Source organism: Allobosea sp. UNC402CLCol (assembly GCF_000745475.1).
In the GTDB taxonomy this organism is placed as follows: Bacteria; Pseudomonadota; Alphaproteobacteria; order Rhizobiales; family Beijerinckiaceae; genus Allobosea; species Allobosea spartocytisi.
This window is the reverse complement of record NZ_JQJJ01000014.1, coordinates 48,925-64,048: the sequence shown is the minus strand read 5'-3', so window position 1 is coordinate 64,048 and position 15,124 is coordinate 48,925. Positions and strand designations below refer to the sequence as shown.

Below are 15,124 nucleotides of genomic sequence, written 5' to 3'. Positions count from 1 at the left end.
GCGATGCGGCTGCGGCCGTGGGTCATGCCGGGCCTTCACCGGAGTGCCCGCTGCCGGCGATGCGAGGCAGCAGGCGCTCCGGGAATTGTGGCAGGGCCGAGCGCCGGAGGCCTATTTGCGGGCGATGTTCCAGTAGACCGGCGCCGGCGGGGTCAGGAGCCCGGTCAGATCAGTGCGATAGGCCCGGATCTGATATTGGACGCCGATCGGGACATAGGGAACGGTCTGCGCCGCGCGCAGCTGGATCTTCTCCGCCAGCGCCTTGCGCTGCGCGCCGTCCGAAAGATCGGAAAAAGCGGCCCGCATCTGTTCGATATCGGCATCGCAGGGCCAGCCGAACCAGGCCTTCTCGCAGTTCGAGCGAAGGCCGAGATGGCTGACCGGCTCCATCATGTCGAGCCCGCCCGGCCCCGAGATGAAGATCGACCAGCCGCCCTTGCCGACCGGCTCCTTGCTGGCCCGGCGGGCGACGACCGTCGCCCAATCCATCGCCTGCACATCGGTCTTGAAGCCGATGCTCTTCAGCAAGGCTTCGGCCACCATGGTGAAAGCGTGGATATTGGCATTCTCGGTGGCGTCGAGCAGCACCACCGGAGTGCCGTCATAGCCGGCTTCCTTCAGGAGGGCCTTGGCCTTGTCGAGATTGACCGCTGGAAAGCCGGCCTCGGTGAAATAGGGAGACGAGCAGACGTAGAAGGAGCGGCAGGGCTTGCCGAGGCTCGGATCGTCGATCACCGCGGAGAGGAACTCCGCACCGTCGACGGCATGGAGCAGGGCCTGCCGCAGCTTCGGATTGTCGAATGGCGGCTGGGTCGAGTTGATACGGATCTGCTGGGCGACGCCGATATCGTCCTGGCGCTCGAGAGCGATGTCCTTCGACGCCTTGGCGAGCGGAATGAGATCGCCGGGAATCTCCTCGCTGATATCGAGTTCACCCTTGATCAGGGCGTTGATCGCGGTCTGCTGGTCCGGGATGATCTGCCATTCGACACGATCGACCTTGACCACCTTGCCGCCGGAGAGGCCGGCCGGCGCCTCCGGGCGGGGCTTGTATCCAGCGTTCCTGGTGAACACCAGCCGGGCGCCGGCCAGCCATTCGTCCTTCTTGAAAACGAACGGGCCGGAGCCGGTGTGATCTGTCACCGCCTGGTTGGGCGGCGTCGCCGAAGCGACGCGGGCCGGCATGATGAACGGCACGGGCGCGCCTGGCTTGCCGAGGGCGTCCAGCACCATTCCCCAGGGCGAGGTCAGCGTCAGGCGGACCGTCTTCGCATCGACCGCCTGCCAGCTCGCACCACGCTGGTTGAGCTGCTGCCCCATGCTGTCGTTGACGCTCCAGCGCTTCAGCGAGGCGATCACGTCGTCAGCCGTCACGGGCTGGCCGTCGCTGAAAGCGAGGCCATCGCGCAGGACGAAGGTCCACACCTTGCCATCGGCCGAGATGTCCCAGCTTTCGACCATTTGCGGCTTGATCGCCAGCTTGTCGTCCACCGCGAACAGCGTGTCGTAGACCATGTAGCCGAAATTGCGGGCCATGGAATCCGAGCCGAGGAGCGGATCCAGCAGCTTCACGTCCCCGGACGGTTTGACCTTGAGAACGCTCTCGGCGATGGCCGGCCCCGTCAACACGAGCATGGCACCGGCGAAAAGCGCGACCGTCACTGTTTTCAGACTCATTGTCCTCCCCTTATCGTTCGATGAGGTGATGCGCGGCCCTGTTCTCGGCCGCTTCCGCGGGTCGCATCGCGCCCCGTTGCAGATAGGCGTGGGTGGCGAGCGCCAGCCCGGCGGCCGGCTCCCGCCCCAATTCCGCATTCGCGAAGGTGAGGTTCACGGCTGCGGCTCCGCCGAACAGGCTGGCCTCGATGCCGCCGACCACGCTGGCATGCATCTTTTCGCCCAGCTCCGCCGGCCAGCCGGCCACCACGACCCGTCGGATCGGCGTCAGGTTGAGCGCATTGCCGATGGCGTGTCCGAGGCGCGCCAAACGCGCCGTGAGGTCGGCCTGCGCGCGGGTCGACAGTTTGAGCCGGCCCGCCTGCCATTCGTCCATCGCCAGCAAATCCTGCTCGCGCAGACCGATGGCCGGCGCGACGGCCGCCGTGGACACATAGGCCTCGAGACAGCCGGAATGGCCGCAGCGGCAGCGGGGCCCGCGGGGATCGAGCACCATATGGCCGATCTCGCAGGCAGCCACCTCCCCGCTCGAAGCGAAGTCATCGACCAGGGCGGCGGCCACGCCATGGCCGACGAAGGTGTAGAAATAGGGGCCGCCGGCAAGATCGACACCGAGCTTCAGCCGATGGGCGACGGCGCGGGTCACGATCGAATTCGCCGCGAGCAGCGGCACCGAAGGCAGTGCGGCCTGGATCTCCCTCAGGAGCTCGGCGGGGTCGAGCGCGATGATCGGATTGGCGCGCAGATCCTCATGATAGCCCGGGATCGACACCGCGAGCTGGCAAAGCCGGATGCCCGCCCGGTGCAGATGATCGGTGAGCTGATGAAGAGCGCGGCGATAGGTCGACCTCACCGTTTCCGGCTCTGCGCCGTCCGGCAAATCCAGCCATTCGGAAAAGCGGATCTCGCCGGTCAGCGACCCGACGCCGATATGGACACGGCTGCCGGAGAACTCGATCGTGCCGACATAGAGATCGTTACTTAATGTAAGAAAGGAGCTCGGACCGCCCTGGTAAGGCGCGGTGCGCTTCGACTCGTCGATCAGCCGCTCGGATTTCAGCTCGGCGACGATGCGCGAGATGCTCGCATCGGTCAGCCCGACATGATCGGCCAATGCGGGGCGAAACGAGCCGCCGGAGCACCAGAGATAGCGCAGGACAGCCGATCGCGTTTCCCGCCGGCTTCGCGGCTCCCGCATGCATCCTCCCGAGTTTATTTTTACTTTATGTAACAATGCTGCTGTGCGCTGGCGATCTTGTCAATATCGCCATACCGGCTCTCGGGATGGAAACGCCATGCAGGTGGTGGCAAGCGTGGGGCAGACAGGCCGACGCCCTGCTCGGCTCGGCTCGGGGCCGGACGTCAGGCGAGACAAAAGGCAACCCTGCTTCCGGGCGACGAGCGAGAGGCCACTGGCGGCTGGGCCCTCCCCGCAAACGTTGCGCAATCCCGATGCCGCATGTGGACGAACGCGCCCTACTGCGCGCAGCGCGTCTGCAAGGAGCCGCCTACGTATCTCGGATGGGTCAGCCGTAACGAGGAGAGCCGCCCGCGGCTCAGATATCGAGAAGCCCGGCCAGGCTTTTCGCCGCTTGCTCGATATCGGCTTGGAGGGATTGTCTGGCCGCCGCGGCATCCTTGCCCAGCAACGCCGCATGGATCGCCTTGTGGTCGCGATTGGCGCTCGTCCAATTGTCGGTCTCTTTGAGCAGGTTGATGTAGGGCCCGATCTGCAGCCAGAGCGACTCGATGATGGCCATCAGGGCCGGCGAGGCGGCGGCCTTGTAGATGGTGAAGTGGAAGTCGCGATTGGCCGGCACATAGCGGGCGCGGTCCTTCTCGGCCTTCGCGGCGTCCATGATCGCAATCAGCTCTTCGAGATGGCGCAATTGCGCCGGCGTGATCGCCGCAGCGGCCCACTCCGTGGCCATGCCCTCGATCTCGCAGCGGACGCGCCTGAGGTCGTCGAGTCGTTCGGCGCTGAGCGGCGGGATGCCGACGGAGCGGCCAGCCACCACGGTCAGGGCCTTTTCGGCGACGAGCCGGTGCAGCGCCTCCCGCACCGGCATGGCGCTGACGCCAAAGGCCTCGGACAGGCTGCTCACCGTCACCGTACGGCCCGGCTCGATGTCGCCGTTCAGGATCATCTCCCGGATCCGGCCATAGACATGCTCCTGGATCGTCGCGCGGGAGATGGGTGAGTAAGGCAGCTCCTGAGGGCGCACGAGGCTCATCGTCTTGAAATCCAAGGTGTTCGTCGGGGCGACCATAGCGGTCGCGGGCTCGACATCAAATCCGCATTGCATTGATATATGATTTGTGATCTTTGATCAAAAGAAACGAGGCGCCGGTCAAGGCGCCCTGACGATTGAACGCCACCGCGTCGGGGAGGACGCTCATGATGAAAAAGAAGCACTTGATGGCTGCTGCCGCCGCGCTGGCCTTGTCCGCAGCCGGAGTCTCCGCCGCGCAGGCCCAGGCCAAGCACAAGATTTTCCTGTCGATGAGCTATATCGGCAATGATTGGCAGGGTGAGGCCGCCAACATGATCAAGGCCATGGCGGCGTCCAAGACGATGGCCGACAAGGTCGACCTGCAGGTCCAGGTCGCCGGCCCCAACGCCCAGCGCCAGATCCAGCAGATCAACGCCATGGTCCAGGCCGGCGCCAAGGCGATCATCGTCTTCCCGATCTCGCCGACGGCGCTCAACGCCGCGGTGAAGAACGCCTGCGAGAAGGGCGTGACCGTCATTGCCTATGACGGCGAGATCACCGAGCCCTGCGCCTACAACGTCGCGATCGATCAGGAGGAGGCCGGGCGCGTCACCGCCGAATGGCTGGTCAAGAAGCTGAACGGCAAGGGCAACATCGTCTCGATCACCGGCGTGCCCGGCACTTCGGTCGACACGCTGCGCACCAAGGCGGCAAAAGAGGTCTTTGCCAAGCATCCCGACATCAAGATCGTCAACGAGGCGGTCGGCATGTGGAGCCAGGCGGTCGCGCGCACGGAGCTGTCGAAGATCCTGGCCACCCGCAAATGGGACCAAATCGACGGTCTCTGGATGCAGGTCGGCTGCTACACCGCCAATACCATGCAGATCGAGGCCGGCATCCCCGAGGACAAGCTGAAGCCCTGCGCGGGCGAAGGCTCCAATGGCGGGCGTGTGCAGATGCTGCCCACCGGCACCGAGGTCGAAGGCGCCAACGGCACCTACAAGCCGATGGCCGCGCCGCGCATCTCCTACGCCTCGCCGCCCTATTCCGGCGCGCTGGCGCTGAAGCTCGCCGTGGCGAAACTGGAAGGCAAGGACGTGCCGAAGAAGACCGTCCTGCCGCTACCGGTCGTCACCAACGAGACGATCAAGCTCTGCCAGGAAGGGACCTGGGATGAGATGAAGGCCGGCTGCAACGCCTTCAAGCCCTCGATCGTGACCAATCCCGGCTGGTTCGCCTCGATCTTCTCGAGCGAGACGCCCGAGATCGGTCTCAACGCCGCCCTCGTCGGCCAGCCCGAGAACTGATCGCAGGATCGCCGCGCCCGGGTCGGGCGCGGCATGACGGTCCTGCTCGTTCAGCATCGGACTTTTCCGAAGAGTGGGTCCCACTTTTCGGTCCGGTGCTCCAGCGCCCGGCGGCGCCACGTCGCCCGGCATCCCGCTACCGCCAACGCAGGAAGGACGGCCGCCCGTGCTTCAGCGCGAGATTTCCCCTGACGGCGCCCCTGTCGCGATCGCCGCCCGCGACATCCGCAAGGTTTATGGCGCGACTATCGCCGTCAACGATGTCGGCTTCGACATCATGGCCGGCGACACCCATGCGCTGCTCGGCGAGAACGGCGCCGGCAAGTCGACGCTGGTCAAGCTGCTCTCCGGGCTGGTGCGACCCACCACGGGCGGGTTCGACATCTTCGGCGAGCGCGCGGATTTGCATTCGCCGGCCGCCTCGCACCGCTGCGGCATCCGCACCGCCTTCCAGGAACTCAGCCTCGTCCGCGATCTCAGCGTACTCGACAACATGCTGCTGCCGACCCCGCCGCGCGGGCCGCTCGGCCTGATCCGGCGGGCGGAGGCGCGCCGCACGGTCGAGGAACATCTTGATGCTCTCGGCCTCAGCGCCATCGACCCACGCTCGGAGATCCGCGACCTCGATCTCAACGAGCGGCAGAAGATCGAGATCGCGCGCGCGCTGTTCCGCAAGCCCCGCATCCTGCTGCTCGACGAGCCGACCTCGACATTGTCGGGCAGCGATATCGACTGGCTCGGCACGATCATCGCCAGGGGCAAGGCTCAAGGCGTCACCACCGTCTTCATCTCGCACCGCATGCGTGAGGTCCGCGCCTTCTGCGACCGCGTCACCGTCCTGCGCGGCGGCAAGCATATCGCGACGCGCCCGCTATCCGATGTCGGGGACGAGGAGCTGATCGGCCTCATCGCCGGCGGCAGCGGCGGCCATTCCTTTCCACCGCGCCCGCCGCGCAGCAGGCTTTCCGAGGAACCCGTGCTGGCGGCCACCGAGCTTTCGGTCGGCAACCGCCTCGACGGATTGTCATTCGGGCTGCGACGCGGCGAGATCCTCGGCGTCGCCGGCCTCCAGGGCATGGGCCAGCTGGAATTGTTCTCGGCCCTCTTCGGCACGGCCGAGAGCCGCGGCGAAATCCGCATCGACGGCCGTCCGGTCAGCCTGACCTCGCCGCGCGATGCTCTCGATGCGCGGATCGGGATCGGCCTCGTGCCGGAGGACCGCAAGACGGAGGCGCTCTTCCTCAAGCTCGACGGCCGGCGCAACATCTCCTTGCCGGCGATCGAGCGCTACAGCCGCTTCGGCTTCGTCGACCGAAAGCGCGAGGAAACGGCGGTTGCCCGCGTCATGGCTCGCCTCAACGTACAGATGCGCGCGCTCTGGACGCCGGTGAAGGCCTTCTCCGGCGGCAATCAGCAGAAGATCGCCGTGGCGAAATGGCTCTTCGCCGAAAGCCGCATCCTGCTGCTGTTCGACCCGACGCGCGGCATCGATGTCGGCACCAAGAACGAGATCTATGCGCTGATGCGAGAATTCGCGGCTGCCGGCGGCTCGATCCTGTTCCACTCGACCGAGACGGCCGAACTCGACCATCTCTGCGACCGCGTGATCGTGCTCTACCGGGGCAAGGCAGCGGCGCGGCTGGAAGGCGACGCGATCACGGAGGATGCGATCCTGCGCGCCATGCTCGGGAGCGAAGCCGGCGCACTTGCCGCGCAACAGGTTTCGACGCTGGAGGCCCTCTCGTGAGCGCGATCGCTGCCACGGCGCCGCAGGCCGCAAGCACCTCCCTCGTCCGCGGCTGGCTCGACCGCCTGCGCGGACCGCTGATCGCGATCGGCGTCTTCCTGCTCTGCCTCGGACTCGTGCGCTGGCTCAGCGGCGGCACACTCGGCTATTACGAACTCGGCACGCTGGCTGCCGGCGGCGCGACGCTCGCCATCGCAGCGAGCGGCCAAACCATCGTGGTGCTGACCGGCGGCTTCGACCTGTCGGCCGCTGCCGTCATCTCGCTCGTCAACGTCACGCTCGCCGGGCAGATGCAGGACAGCCCCGGCTCGATGCTGCTGTGGACGCTCGCCGGCATCGGTGTCGGCGCGGCGACCGGCGCCTTCAACGGCCTGTTCATCGCGGGCTTGAGGCTCCAGCCCATCGTGGTGACGCTCGCCACCATGTTCATCCTGCAAGGCGTCACCCTCCTCGTGATGGACAAGCCCGGCGGGCAGATTCCCGGCAGCTTCGCGCAGGCCCTGACCGGCGACGCCATCCCCGGCCTGCTGCCGATGCCGGTGCTGCTGCTGGCGGCTCTCATCGGCCTGTGGCTTGCCTTGAAAAACACGCTCTTCGGCAAGGCCCTGCCGGCCCTGGGCTCCGACCGGGAGGCCGCCCGCGCCGCAGGGCTCAGCGTCCGGCTGCACGAGTTCTTCGCCTATGTGCTGGCGGGCGGGCTCTATGGTCTGGCGGGCGTCTTCATTACGGCCCAAACCGGCTCGGGCGATCCGCTCGTCGGCAATCCGATGCTGCTTCAGATGTTCGCGGCCGTGGTGCTGGGCGGCACCGTGCTGGGCGGCGGGCGCGGCGGCATCGTCGGCACGATCTTCGGCGCCTATGTGCTGATGCTCGTCGTCAACATCCTGCTCGTGCTCGACGTGCCCGCCTTCTACTCCTCGGTCGTCGAGGGCCTGATCCTCGTGCTGGCGGTCCTCGCCTCCTCCCTGGCGCGCGATTCCGTGCTGGCCCGCACGCTGCGCCAGGGTCTTGCTCGCGCCGCCGCCCGCCGGGCCGGGCGCCTGCCGCGCCAGCTCGATCTGCCCCCTGCCCGCATCGCCCTGCCGATGCACGATCCGGCGATCGAGCACCCAGCCTGGTGGCGCCGCCATGCCGAAGCGCTGCGCAACGCGGTGCCAGCCTATCTGTGCTTTGTCGCGGTCCTCGTGGTGACGCAGTTCGTGCTCGGCAACACGATTGTCTCCTGGCCCTATTACGACTCGCTGATCGTGCTCGGCTGCTTTCTCGCCGTCCTCGCGCTCGGACAGGGCGCGGTGATCCTGACCGGCGGGCTCGACCTGTCGCTGCCCTGGACCATCGGCCTCTCCGGCATTCTCTGCGCCGGCCTGCTCTCGGGCTCGGATGCCGCGCTGGTCTATGCCGTGCCCGCCGTGCTCGCGCTCGGCGCGCTGATCGGCCTCGTCAACGGGCTCGGCATCGTCGCGCTCGGCCTCTCGCCGATCGTGATGACGCTGGCAATGAACGGCATCCTGCAAGGAGCGGCGCTGGTCTATTCCGGCGGGACGCCAAACGGCTTCGCCTCGCCCGCCTTGCGCTGGTTCATGACCGCGAAAATCTTCGGCGTGACGCCGGTCGTGCCGCTCGTGGTGCTTTTCGCCGCCGGTGCCTCGATCCTGCTCGGACGCACCGTCTTCGGCCGGCGGATCTACGCCATCGGCAATGGCGAGCGCCCGGCGGAGCTTTCCGGCGTTCCGGTCAAGGCGACGCTGGTCAAGGTCTACATGCTCTCGGGCGCCTGCGCCGCGCTGGTCGGCATCATGCTCGCGGGTTTCTCCGGTCAGGCGAGCCTGGGCATGGGCGACGACTACCTGCTGCCCTCGATCGCGGTCGTCGTGGTCGGCGGCGCGCTCATCACCGGCGGGCGCGGTTCCTATCTCGGCATGCTCGGCGGCGTGCTGCTGCTGACCGCGCTCCAGACCCTGCTCGCCGGAACCACCCTGCCCTATGCCACGCGCGCCATCCTCTATGGCGTCGTGGTGCTCGGCGCCGTCGTGGCGCTGCGCGAACGCGCGCATTGAGGAGACGCAAGACGATGCCAGCACTCGCCCTGAAGCCCGGCCTTCGCGTCGTCGTCACGGCCGGCGCCTCCGGCATCGGCCGTGCCATCGCCGATCTGCTGATCGAGAACGGCGCACGCGTCCATATCTGCGACATCGACGAGAAGCATCTCGCCGATTTCCGCGCCGCCCATCCCGGCCACGGCGCGACGACCTGCAATGTCGCGGATGACGACGGCGTGGCGCGGCTGTTCGACGAGGCTCAGGCCACGCTCGGCGGGCTCGACGCGCTGATCAACAATGCCGGCATCGCCGGGCCGACCGGCGGCGTCGACGAGATCGACCCGGGCGAGTGGCGGCGCACCATCGACATCTGCCTGACCGGCCAGTTTCTCTGCACGCGGCTTGCCGTGCCGATGCTGAAGGCGGCGGGCGGTGGCGCCATCGTCAACATGTCGTCCTCCGCCGGGCGCTTCGGCTACGCCTTCCGCACCCCCTACTCCGCCGCGAAATGGGGCATCATCGGCCTGACGCAGTCGCTCGCGAAGGAGCTGGGCCCGGCCAATATCCGCGTCAACGCCATCCTGCCCGGCATCATCAAGGGGCCGCGCATGGACGGCGTCATCCAGGCCCGCGCCGACCAGGTCGGCGTATCGTTCGCGGAGATGCGCGAGCAGTATCTCCAGCGCATCTCGCTGCGCCGCATGACCGACGCCGAGGACGTCGCGGCGATGACGCTCTTCCTGCTGACGCCGGCCGGCAACAACCTCTCCGGCCAGTCTTTCCCCGTTGACGGCAATCTGGAGTCGCTATGAGAACGACCATCGTCGGCTCCGGCCTGATCGGCCGCTCCTGGGCGGTCAGCTTCGCCCGCGCCGGGCATGACGTCCGGCTCTGGGATCGCGATCCGAAGGCGCCGCGTGCCGCGCTCGAATTCGCGGCGTCCGTCCTGCCCGAGCTCGCGGCCAACGGCCTGCTCGACGGCCAGGAGCCGGCCGAGGTGCTGGCGCGGCTGCAACCCGTGGACGCCCTCGACGAGGCGCTCGCCGGCACCGACCATGTGCAGGAAAGCACGGCGGAGATCGTCGAGAGCAAGCGTGCGGTCTTTACCGATCTCGACCGGCTGGCGCCGCCGCAGGCCGTCATCGCCAGCTCGACTTCCGCGATCCTGCCCTCACGCTTCATGGACCATGTCGCGGGCCGCGGCCGCTGCCTCGTCTGCCACCCGATCAACCCGCCCTATCTCGTGCCGGCGGTCGAGGTCTGCCCCTCGCCCTGGACGGCCCCGGAAACGGTCGAGAAGGCCGCCGCCTTCATGCGCGGCTGCGGACAGCAGCCGCTGGTGATGAAGCGCGAGATCGACGGCTTCATCATGAACCGGATGCAGGGCGCGCTGCTCGACGAGGCCTTCCGGCTCGTCGCCGACGGCATCGCCGATGTCGAGGATGTCGATATCGGCATCCGCGAGGGGCTCGCGCTGCGCTGGTCCTTCATCGGCCCGTTCGAGACGATCGACCTCAATGCGCCCGGCGGCGTGCGTGACTACGCCCAGCGCTACCAGCACATCTATAGCGGCATCGCCGCCGAGCTCGCCGGCCGCCGCGCCGACTGGAGCGGGCCGCTGATGGACGAGGTCGAAGGCCAGCGCGCTGCGCGCCTCTCCCGCGACGACCTCGCCCAGCGCCAGATCTGGCGGGACCGGCGCCTGATGGCGCTCGCCGCCCATAAGCGCGCCGCGGCGCGCGACATCGGAGAATAGGAGTCCATCATGGCGAAAGCCCGCAAGGTCATCATCTCCTGCGCCGTCACCGGCGCGATCCATACGCCCTCGATGTCGCCCTACCTGCCGGTGACGCCGGAGGAGATCGCGGACGCGGCGATCGGCGCGGCCGAGGCCGGCGCTGCGATCGTCCATCTTCACGCCCGCGATCCGCAGACCGGCGCGCCGGACCAGACTCCGGAGGCCTTCGCCCGCTTCCTGCCGATCATCCGCCAGCGCAGCGATTGCGTCGTCAACATCACCACCGGCGGCGCCCCGACCATGACGATCGAGGAGCGCGTGAAGCCGGTCGCGACCTTCAAGCCGGAGCTGGCCTCGCTCAATCTCGGCTCGATGAATTTCGGCCTCTTCGGCATGCTCGACCGCTTCAAGGACCTGAAGCACGACTGGGAGCGGACCTATCTCGCCAACAAGGAGATCATTTTCCGCAACACCTTCGGGCAGATCGAGCACATCCTGACGACCTGCGCCGGCAGCGGCACGCGCTTCGAGTTCGAGTGCTACGACACCGCCCATCTCTACAATCTCAAATACTTCCTCGACCGCGGGCTGGTGCAGGGGCCGCTCTTCATCCAGACGGTGTTCGGGCTGCAGGGCGGCATCGGCAACCACCCCGACGACATCGCGCATATGAAGCGCACAGCCGACCGGCTCTTCGGAGACCAGTATCGCTGGTCCGTGCTCGGAGCGGGTCGCAATCAGATGAATGTCGCCGCCATCGCCGCGGCCCAGGGCGGGCATGTCCGCGTCGGGCTGGAGGACAGCCTCTGGCTCGGGCCGGGGCGCCTCGCCGAGACGAATGCCGATCAGGTTCGCCGCGTGCGGCTGATCCTGGAAGGGCTGGGGCTGGAGATCGCCACACCCGACGAGGCCCGCGAAATGCTGTCGCTCAAGGGCGGCGACAAGGTCGCGTTCTGAACCATCACGGAGCAGGAGACGAACATGCGCATCGAGGTGCTGGTCGACGTCAAGACGACGCTCGGCGAAGGCCCGCTCTGGGACGTGGAGCAGGAGCGGCTCTATTGGATCGATTCCTTCGACGGCCGGGTCTTCCGCGCGACCGTGGACGGACGCGAGATCCGGGCCTGGGACGTGCCGCAGAAGATCGGCTCGATGGCGCTGCGCAAGGATGGGCAAGGCGCGGTCGTCTCGCTGCAGCGTGGCTTCCACGCGTTGGATTTCAAATCCGGCGAAGTCACGCTCATTCATGACCCGGAGCCAGATCAGCCCGCCAACCGCCTGAACGACGGCAAGGTCGACAAGCGCGGCCGCTTCGTCGCCGGCTCGATGGACACGCAGGAGGAAGGCGCCAACGGTGCGCTCTACAGCCTCTCGACCGACTTCAAGGTGACGAAGCTCGACACCGGCATCGTCTGCTCGAACGGTCCGTGCTGGAGCCCGGACGGCAGGACCTTCTATTTCCAGGATACCTGGTCCGGCGAGATCTGGGCCTATGACTACGACCTCGACAGCGGCGCCGCCACCAACCGGCGGGTCTTCGCCAAGGTCGACACCTCGAAGGGTGGCGCGGCGGACGGCTCGACCGTCGATGCCGAGGGCTATCTCTGGAACGCGCTGGTCTATGACGGGCGGCTGGTGCGCTATGCGCCGGACGGCAGCGTCGATCGCATCATCGACATGCCGGTCAAGAAGGTGACGAGCGTGATGTTCGGCGGCCCGAAGCTCGACATCCTCTTCGTGACCTCGATGGCCAAGCCCCCGCTGCCGCGCTTCCCTGGCGACGGCGTGCTGCGCGGCAGCCTCTTCGCGATCTACGATCTCGGCATTCGCGGCCTGCCGGAGATGCGGTTCGGGGCATGAAGAATCCCGACATTCGGCCGGGATCAGGCAGTTAGCCTGGGGTTGCGCAGCCGCTCAAACGGCAGCTCCCGCCCATAGAGGGAGCATGGCCGCGAGCGGACGCATCGAAGTTCAACGGCAGGGCGAGTTCGTCGTCAACGCCCCCCTTCCCTTGCCTTGTCCACTTCTGGTGTGGCTGGAGCAGCCATGCCATCCTGCCCGCAGCGGCGGAGGACATGGCAATGGAGTTGAAGTGGCTGGAAGACATCCTGAGCCTGTCGACGACGCTGAGCTTCTCGCGTTCCGCCGTTGAGCGGAACATCACGCAATCCGCCCTGAGCCGCCGGGTCAAACAGCTGGAGGAATGGCTCGGCCTGCCGCTGTTCGACCGCAGCAGTTATCCGATCCGCCTCACCGAAGCCGGCCGGACCTTCCTCCCGCGTGCCCAGGACATCCTCAGGCAGGTGCAGGACGCGCGTCGGGAGGTCCGCCGGCTGCACGAAGACGAGTCGGAGACGCTGACCTTCGCCACGCTCAACACCCTGTCCCTGACCTATTTCCCCAGCCTGATGCGCCGCATCGAAGACAAGCTCGGTCCGCTGAAGACGCGATTCTGCGATCAACGCTCATCCTTCGACGGCAATGTCGCACTGCTCAATCATGGCGAATGCGATTTCCTGCTGACCTATGCCCATCCGGCCGTGCCGCCCGAACTGGACGCCGAACACTTCGTCTACCGCCACCTCGGCGCCGAACGAGCGATCCCCGTCTCGATCCCCGATAGCGCCGGCGAGCCGCTCCACGCTTTCCGCTGCGGCGATGCGCCGGTGCGCCTGCTGAGCTATGGCAACGCCTCCTTCTTCGCGCGCCGGCTCGCCTTGCTCTTCGCCGAGCGGCCGACGCCGCTGGTCACCGTCTACGAGAATCCGATGTCGGTTGGCCTCAAGGCCATGGTCCTGGCCGGACATGGCGTCGCCTGGGTGCCCGAGAGCCTTGTCGTCGAGGAATTGCGCAGCGGCCAGCTCGTGCCGGCGGCCGACCCCTCATGGTACATCTCGGCCGAAATCCGGCTCTATCGGGCAAGGCAGCGGAGCCGCCTTCCCGTCGAACAGTTCTGGGCCGCCATCGCAGATGACGGCCAGCCAGCACGCCCGGACGATCCGCCCCGCCCTGCCGTCAGTCGACGCGGCTATGCGCGCCCGGCTTCCGCGGGTTCCGACAGCAAGCTGTCGAGATCGGCCATGGCGTCGATATCGGCGAGCCGGGCGTAAAGCGCGGCGGCGCCCGGCATCCCGGCGCAACAATCCCGGAACTTCGCTTCCCGGTCGGCATCGTCGAACGGATCGGCGATCGAACCCTTCGCCTCCAGCCGATCGGCCTTGAGCACGCGCCCGTCCTTGAGGCTGATGGTGACGCGATGCGGCTGGCGCCCCGCCGCCTCCTCGCTCTTGTCGTAGGATCGCATCACCGTCAGCGGCAACAGCCGCCGGACCTCCGGGCGCGCGACCGCTTCCGGCGTGAAATCGGCCAACGAAAGCCGGTCCTGCAAGAGCGCGAGCGCGACGCAGTAATGCATCGAGAAGCGGCCCTGCATCTCGTCCTGCGGATCGGGATAGGCGAGATTGCGCGCATTGGCGATGCCGACCAGCGTGTCCACCGCCTCGACATCCGCGGCGGAGAAGCCGTTTTTTGCCTTGAGGTCGAGGATCGCATCGACCGCAAGATGCGTCGAGCCGCAGCAGGGATGGCGCTTCGGGGTCAGTCCATCGCTTTCGATGACATGCGGCGACGCCAGAACCATCTTGTCCCAGCCGGCGGCGCTGTCGTCGCCGAACAATTCGGCAAAGCCCATCGGGCATTCCAGGATGTCGAGGCGCCCGGTCATCCCCGCTGCCGCGAGCGCAGCAGCATCGACGGCATTGCGCGCCGCGAGCCCGGCATGCAGCGGTTTTGCCGGCGTACCGAACTGTCCCTTCGGGCCGGCTGCCATGCTGGCGGCAACGCTCATCGCGCGGGCGATGCCCGCCCCGTCGAGCCCCATCAGCCAGGCCGTGCCCGCCGCCGTCCCGATCGCGCCGACCGTCGAGGTCGCGTGCCAGCCGATGGTGTAATGCGCCGGGTTGATGCCGCGCCCGACGGCGGCCTGCGCCTCCAGCCCGACGAGATAGGCGTCGACGAAGACCCGCCCGCTCGCCCCGCGCCCCTGCGCCACCGCGAGCAGCGCCGGCACCAGCACCGCCGAGGCATGGGTGATACCCGGCCTGAAATTATCGTCATAATCGAGCGCATGCGCCGCCGTGCCGTTGACCAGCGCGGCGATCGCCTCGGTCACCCTGCCACCGCCCGCAACCGCCGCAGCGCCCCGCGGGCCGATCCCGGAAGCGAAGGCCTGACGCACGGCCTGCGTCGCCTGATCGCCGACCCCGGCTAGCATGCAACCCACGGTATCGGCGATGGCGTGATGCGCTCGTAGCCGGGCCAGCGGCGAGAAGGCCGGTTCGGTGCGGCTCCACTCCGCGATACGTTCGATGGCGCTCGGCATGATCACTCCCGGTCGGTCTTGC

General features: G+C 67.4%; 12 protein-coding genes. 8 read left to right on the top strand and 4 right to left on the bottom strand.

The annotated features are described in order from the left end of the window. Positions 1-111: 111 nt before the first annotated feature. The 3 genes from GY40_RS18850 to GY40_RS18840 all read right to left on the bottom strand — a co-directional run bounded on the left by GY40_RS18850 (position 112) and on the right by GY40_RS18840 (position 3,911). Positions 112-1,677, bottom strand: a complete 1,566-nt coding sequence (locus GY40_RS18850; protein WP_038365511.1) for an ABC transporter substrate-binding protein — start codon at positions 1,675-1,677, stop codon at positions 112-114. Between the two features lie 10 nt (positions 1,678-1,687). Next, entirely contained in the window at positions 1,688-2,875 is a 1,188-nt protein-coding gene (locus GY40_RS18845) for an ROK family transcriptional regulator (RefSeq protein WP_038365509.1), read from the bottom strand. A gap of 358 nt (positions 2,876-3,233) precedes the next feature. Next, positions 3,234-3,911 carry a GntR family transcriptional regulator gene (locus tag GY40_RS18840; protein ID WP_051988323.1) on the bottom strand — a complete coding sequence of 226 codons (678 nt, stop codon included), beginning with the start codon at positions 3,909-3,911 and terminating at the stop codon, positions 3,234-3,236. A 185-nt stretch (positions 3,912-4,096) separates the two neighbouring features. Between GY40_RS18840 and GY40_RS18835 the strand changes: the two genes are divergently transcribed. From GY40_RS18835 to GY40_RS18800, 8 genes are all read left to right on the top strand, one after another. Continuing rightward, positions 4,097-5,197 carry a sugar ABC transporter substrate-binding protein gene (locus tag GY40_RS18835; protein WP_248311216.1) on the top strand — a complete coding sequence of 367 codons (1,101 nt, stop codon included), beginning with the start codon at positions 4,097-4,099 and terminating at the stop codon, positions 5,195-5,197. 166 nt (positions 5,198-5,363) lie between these two features. Next, the gene (locus GY40_RS18830) at positions 5,364-6,944 is read left to right on the top strand and encodes a sugar ABC transporter ATP-binding protein (RefSeq protein ID WP_248311215.1); all 1,581 of its coding nucleotides are present in this window, start codon (positions 5,364-5,366) and stop codon (positions 6,942-6,944) included. After that, positions 6,941-9,001, top strand: a complete 2,061-nt coding sequence (locus tag GY40_RS18825) for an ABC transporter permease (RefSeq protein WP_038365506.1) — start codon at positions 6,941-6,943, stop codon at positions 8,999-9,001. Before GY40_RS18830 ends, GY40_RS18825 begins: the two co-directional genes overlap by 4 nt. A gap of 14 nt (positions 9,002-9,015) precedes the next feature. Further along, positions 9,016-9,795: an SDR family oxidoreductase gene (locus tag GY40_RS18820; RefSeq protein WP_038365504.1), complete on the top strand. Its 780-nt coding sequence runs from the start codon at positions 9,016-9,018 to the stop codon at positions 9,793-9,795. Continuing rightward, the gene (locus GY40_RS18815) at positions 9,792-10,739 is read left to right on the top strand and encodes a 3-hydroxyacyl-CoA dehydrogenase (protein ID WP_038365502.1); all 948 of its coding nucleotides are present in this window, start codon (positions 9,792-9,794) and stop codon (positions 10,737-10,739) included. The genes GY40_RS18820 and GY40_RS18815 overlap by 4 nt, the downstream gene beginning before the upstream one ends. Positions 10,740-10,748: 9 nt before the next feature. After that, entirely contained in the window at positions 10,749-11,678 is a 930-nt protein-coding gene (locus GY40_RS18810) for a 3,5-dioxohexanoate:acetyl-CoA acetone transferase (RefSeq protein ID WP_038365500.1), read from the top strand. 24 nt (positions 11,679-11,702) lie between these two features. Further along, positions 11,703-12,581, top strand: coding sequence for an SMP-30/gluconolactonase/LRE family protein (locus GY40_RS18805; protein ID WP_038365498.1), 879 nt, complete (start codon positions 11,703-11,705; stop codon positions 12,579-12,581). Between the two features lie 221 nt (positions 12,582-12,802). Continuing rightward, the gene (locus tag GY40_RS18800) at positions 12,803-13,831 is read left to right on the top strand and encodes a LysR family transcriptional regulator (RefSeq protein WP_081925522.1); all 1,029 of its coding nucleotides are present in this window, start codon (positions 12,803-12,805) and stop codon (positions 13,829-13,831) included. Here the strand turns inward: GY40_RS18800 and GY40_RS18795 are convergent. Next, the gene (locus GY40_RS18795) at positions 13,750-15,102 is read right to left on the bottom strand and encodes an MmgE/PrpD family protein (RefSeq protein WP_038365868.1); all 1,353 of its coding nucleotides are present in this window, start codon (positions 15,100-15,102) and stop codon (positions 13,750-13,752) included. The two genes, GY40_RS18800 and GY40_RS18795, sit on opposite strands and share 82 nt — an antisense overlap. Positions 15,103-15,124: the final 22 nt, after the last annotated feature.

Bases quoted from the DNA above. Each gene is read 5' to 3' on its own strand.
- GY40_RS18795 (WP_038365868.1), bottom strand. From the start codon at position 15,102: ATGCCGAGCGCCATCGAACGTATCGCGGAGTGGAGCCGCACCGAACCG.
- GY40_RS18845 (WP_038365509.1), bottom strand. From the start codon at position 2,875: ATGCGGGAGCCGCGAAGCCGGCGGGAAACGCGATCGGCTGTCCTGCGC.
- GY40_RS18840 (WP_051988323.1), bottom strand. From the start codon at position 3,911: ATGAGCCTCGTGCGCCCTCAGGAGCTGCCTTACTCACCCATCTCCCGC.
- GY40_RS18850 (WP_038365511.1), bottom strand. From the start codon at position 1,677: ATGAGTCTGAAAACAGTGACGGTCGCGCTTTTCGCCGGTGCCATGCTC.
- GY40_RS18835 (WP_248311216.1), top strand. From the start codon at position 4,097: ATGGCTGCTGCCGCCGCGCTGGCCTTGTCCGCAGCCGGAGTCTCCGCC.
- GY40_RS18815 (WP_038365502.1), top strand. From the start codon at position 9,792: ATGAGAACGACCATCGTCGGCTCCGGCCTGATCGGCCGCTCCTGGGCG.
- GY40_RS18800 (WP_081925522.1), top strand. From the start codon at position 12,803: ATGGAGTTGAAGTGGCTGGAAGACATCCTGAGCCTGTCGACGACGCTG.
- GY40_RS18805 (WP_038365498.1), top strand. From the start codon at position 11,703: ATGCGCATCGAGGTGCTGGTCGACGTCAAGACGACGCTCGGCGAAGGC.
- GY40_RS18820 (WP_038365504.1), top strand. From the start codon at position 9,016: ATGCCAGCACTCGCCCTGAAGCCCGGCCTTCGCGTCGTCGTCACGGCC.
- GY40_RS18810 (WP_038365500.1), top strand. From the start codon at position 10,749: ATGGCGAAAGCCCGCAAGGTCATCATCTCCTGCGCCGTCACCGGCGCG.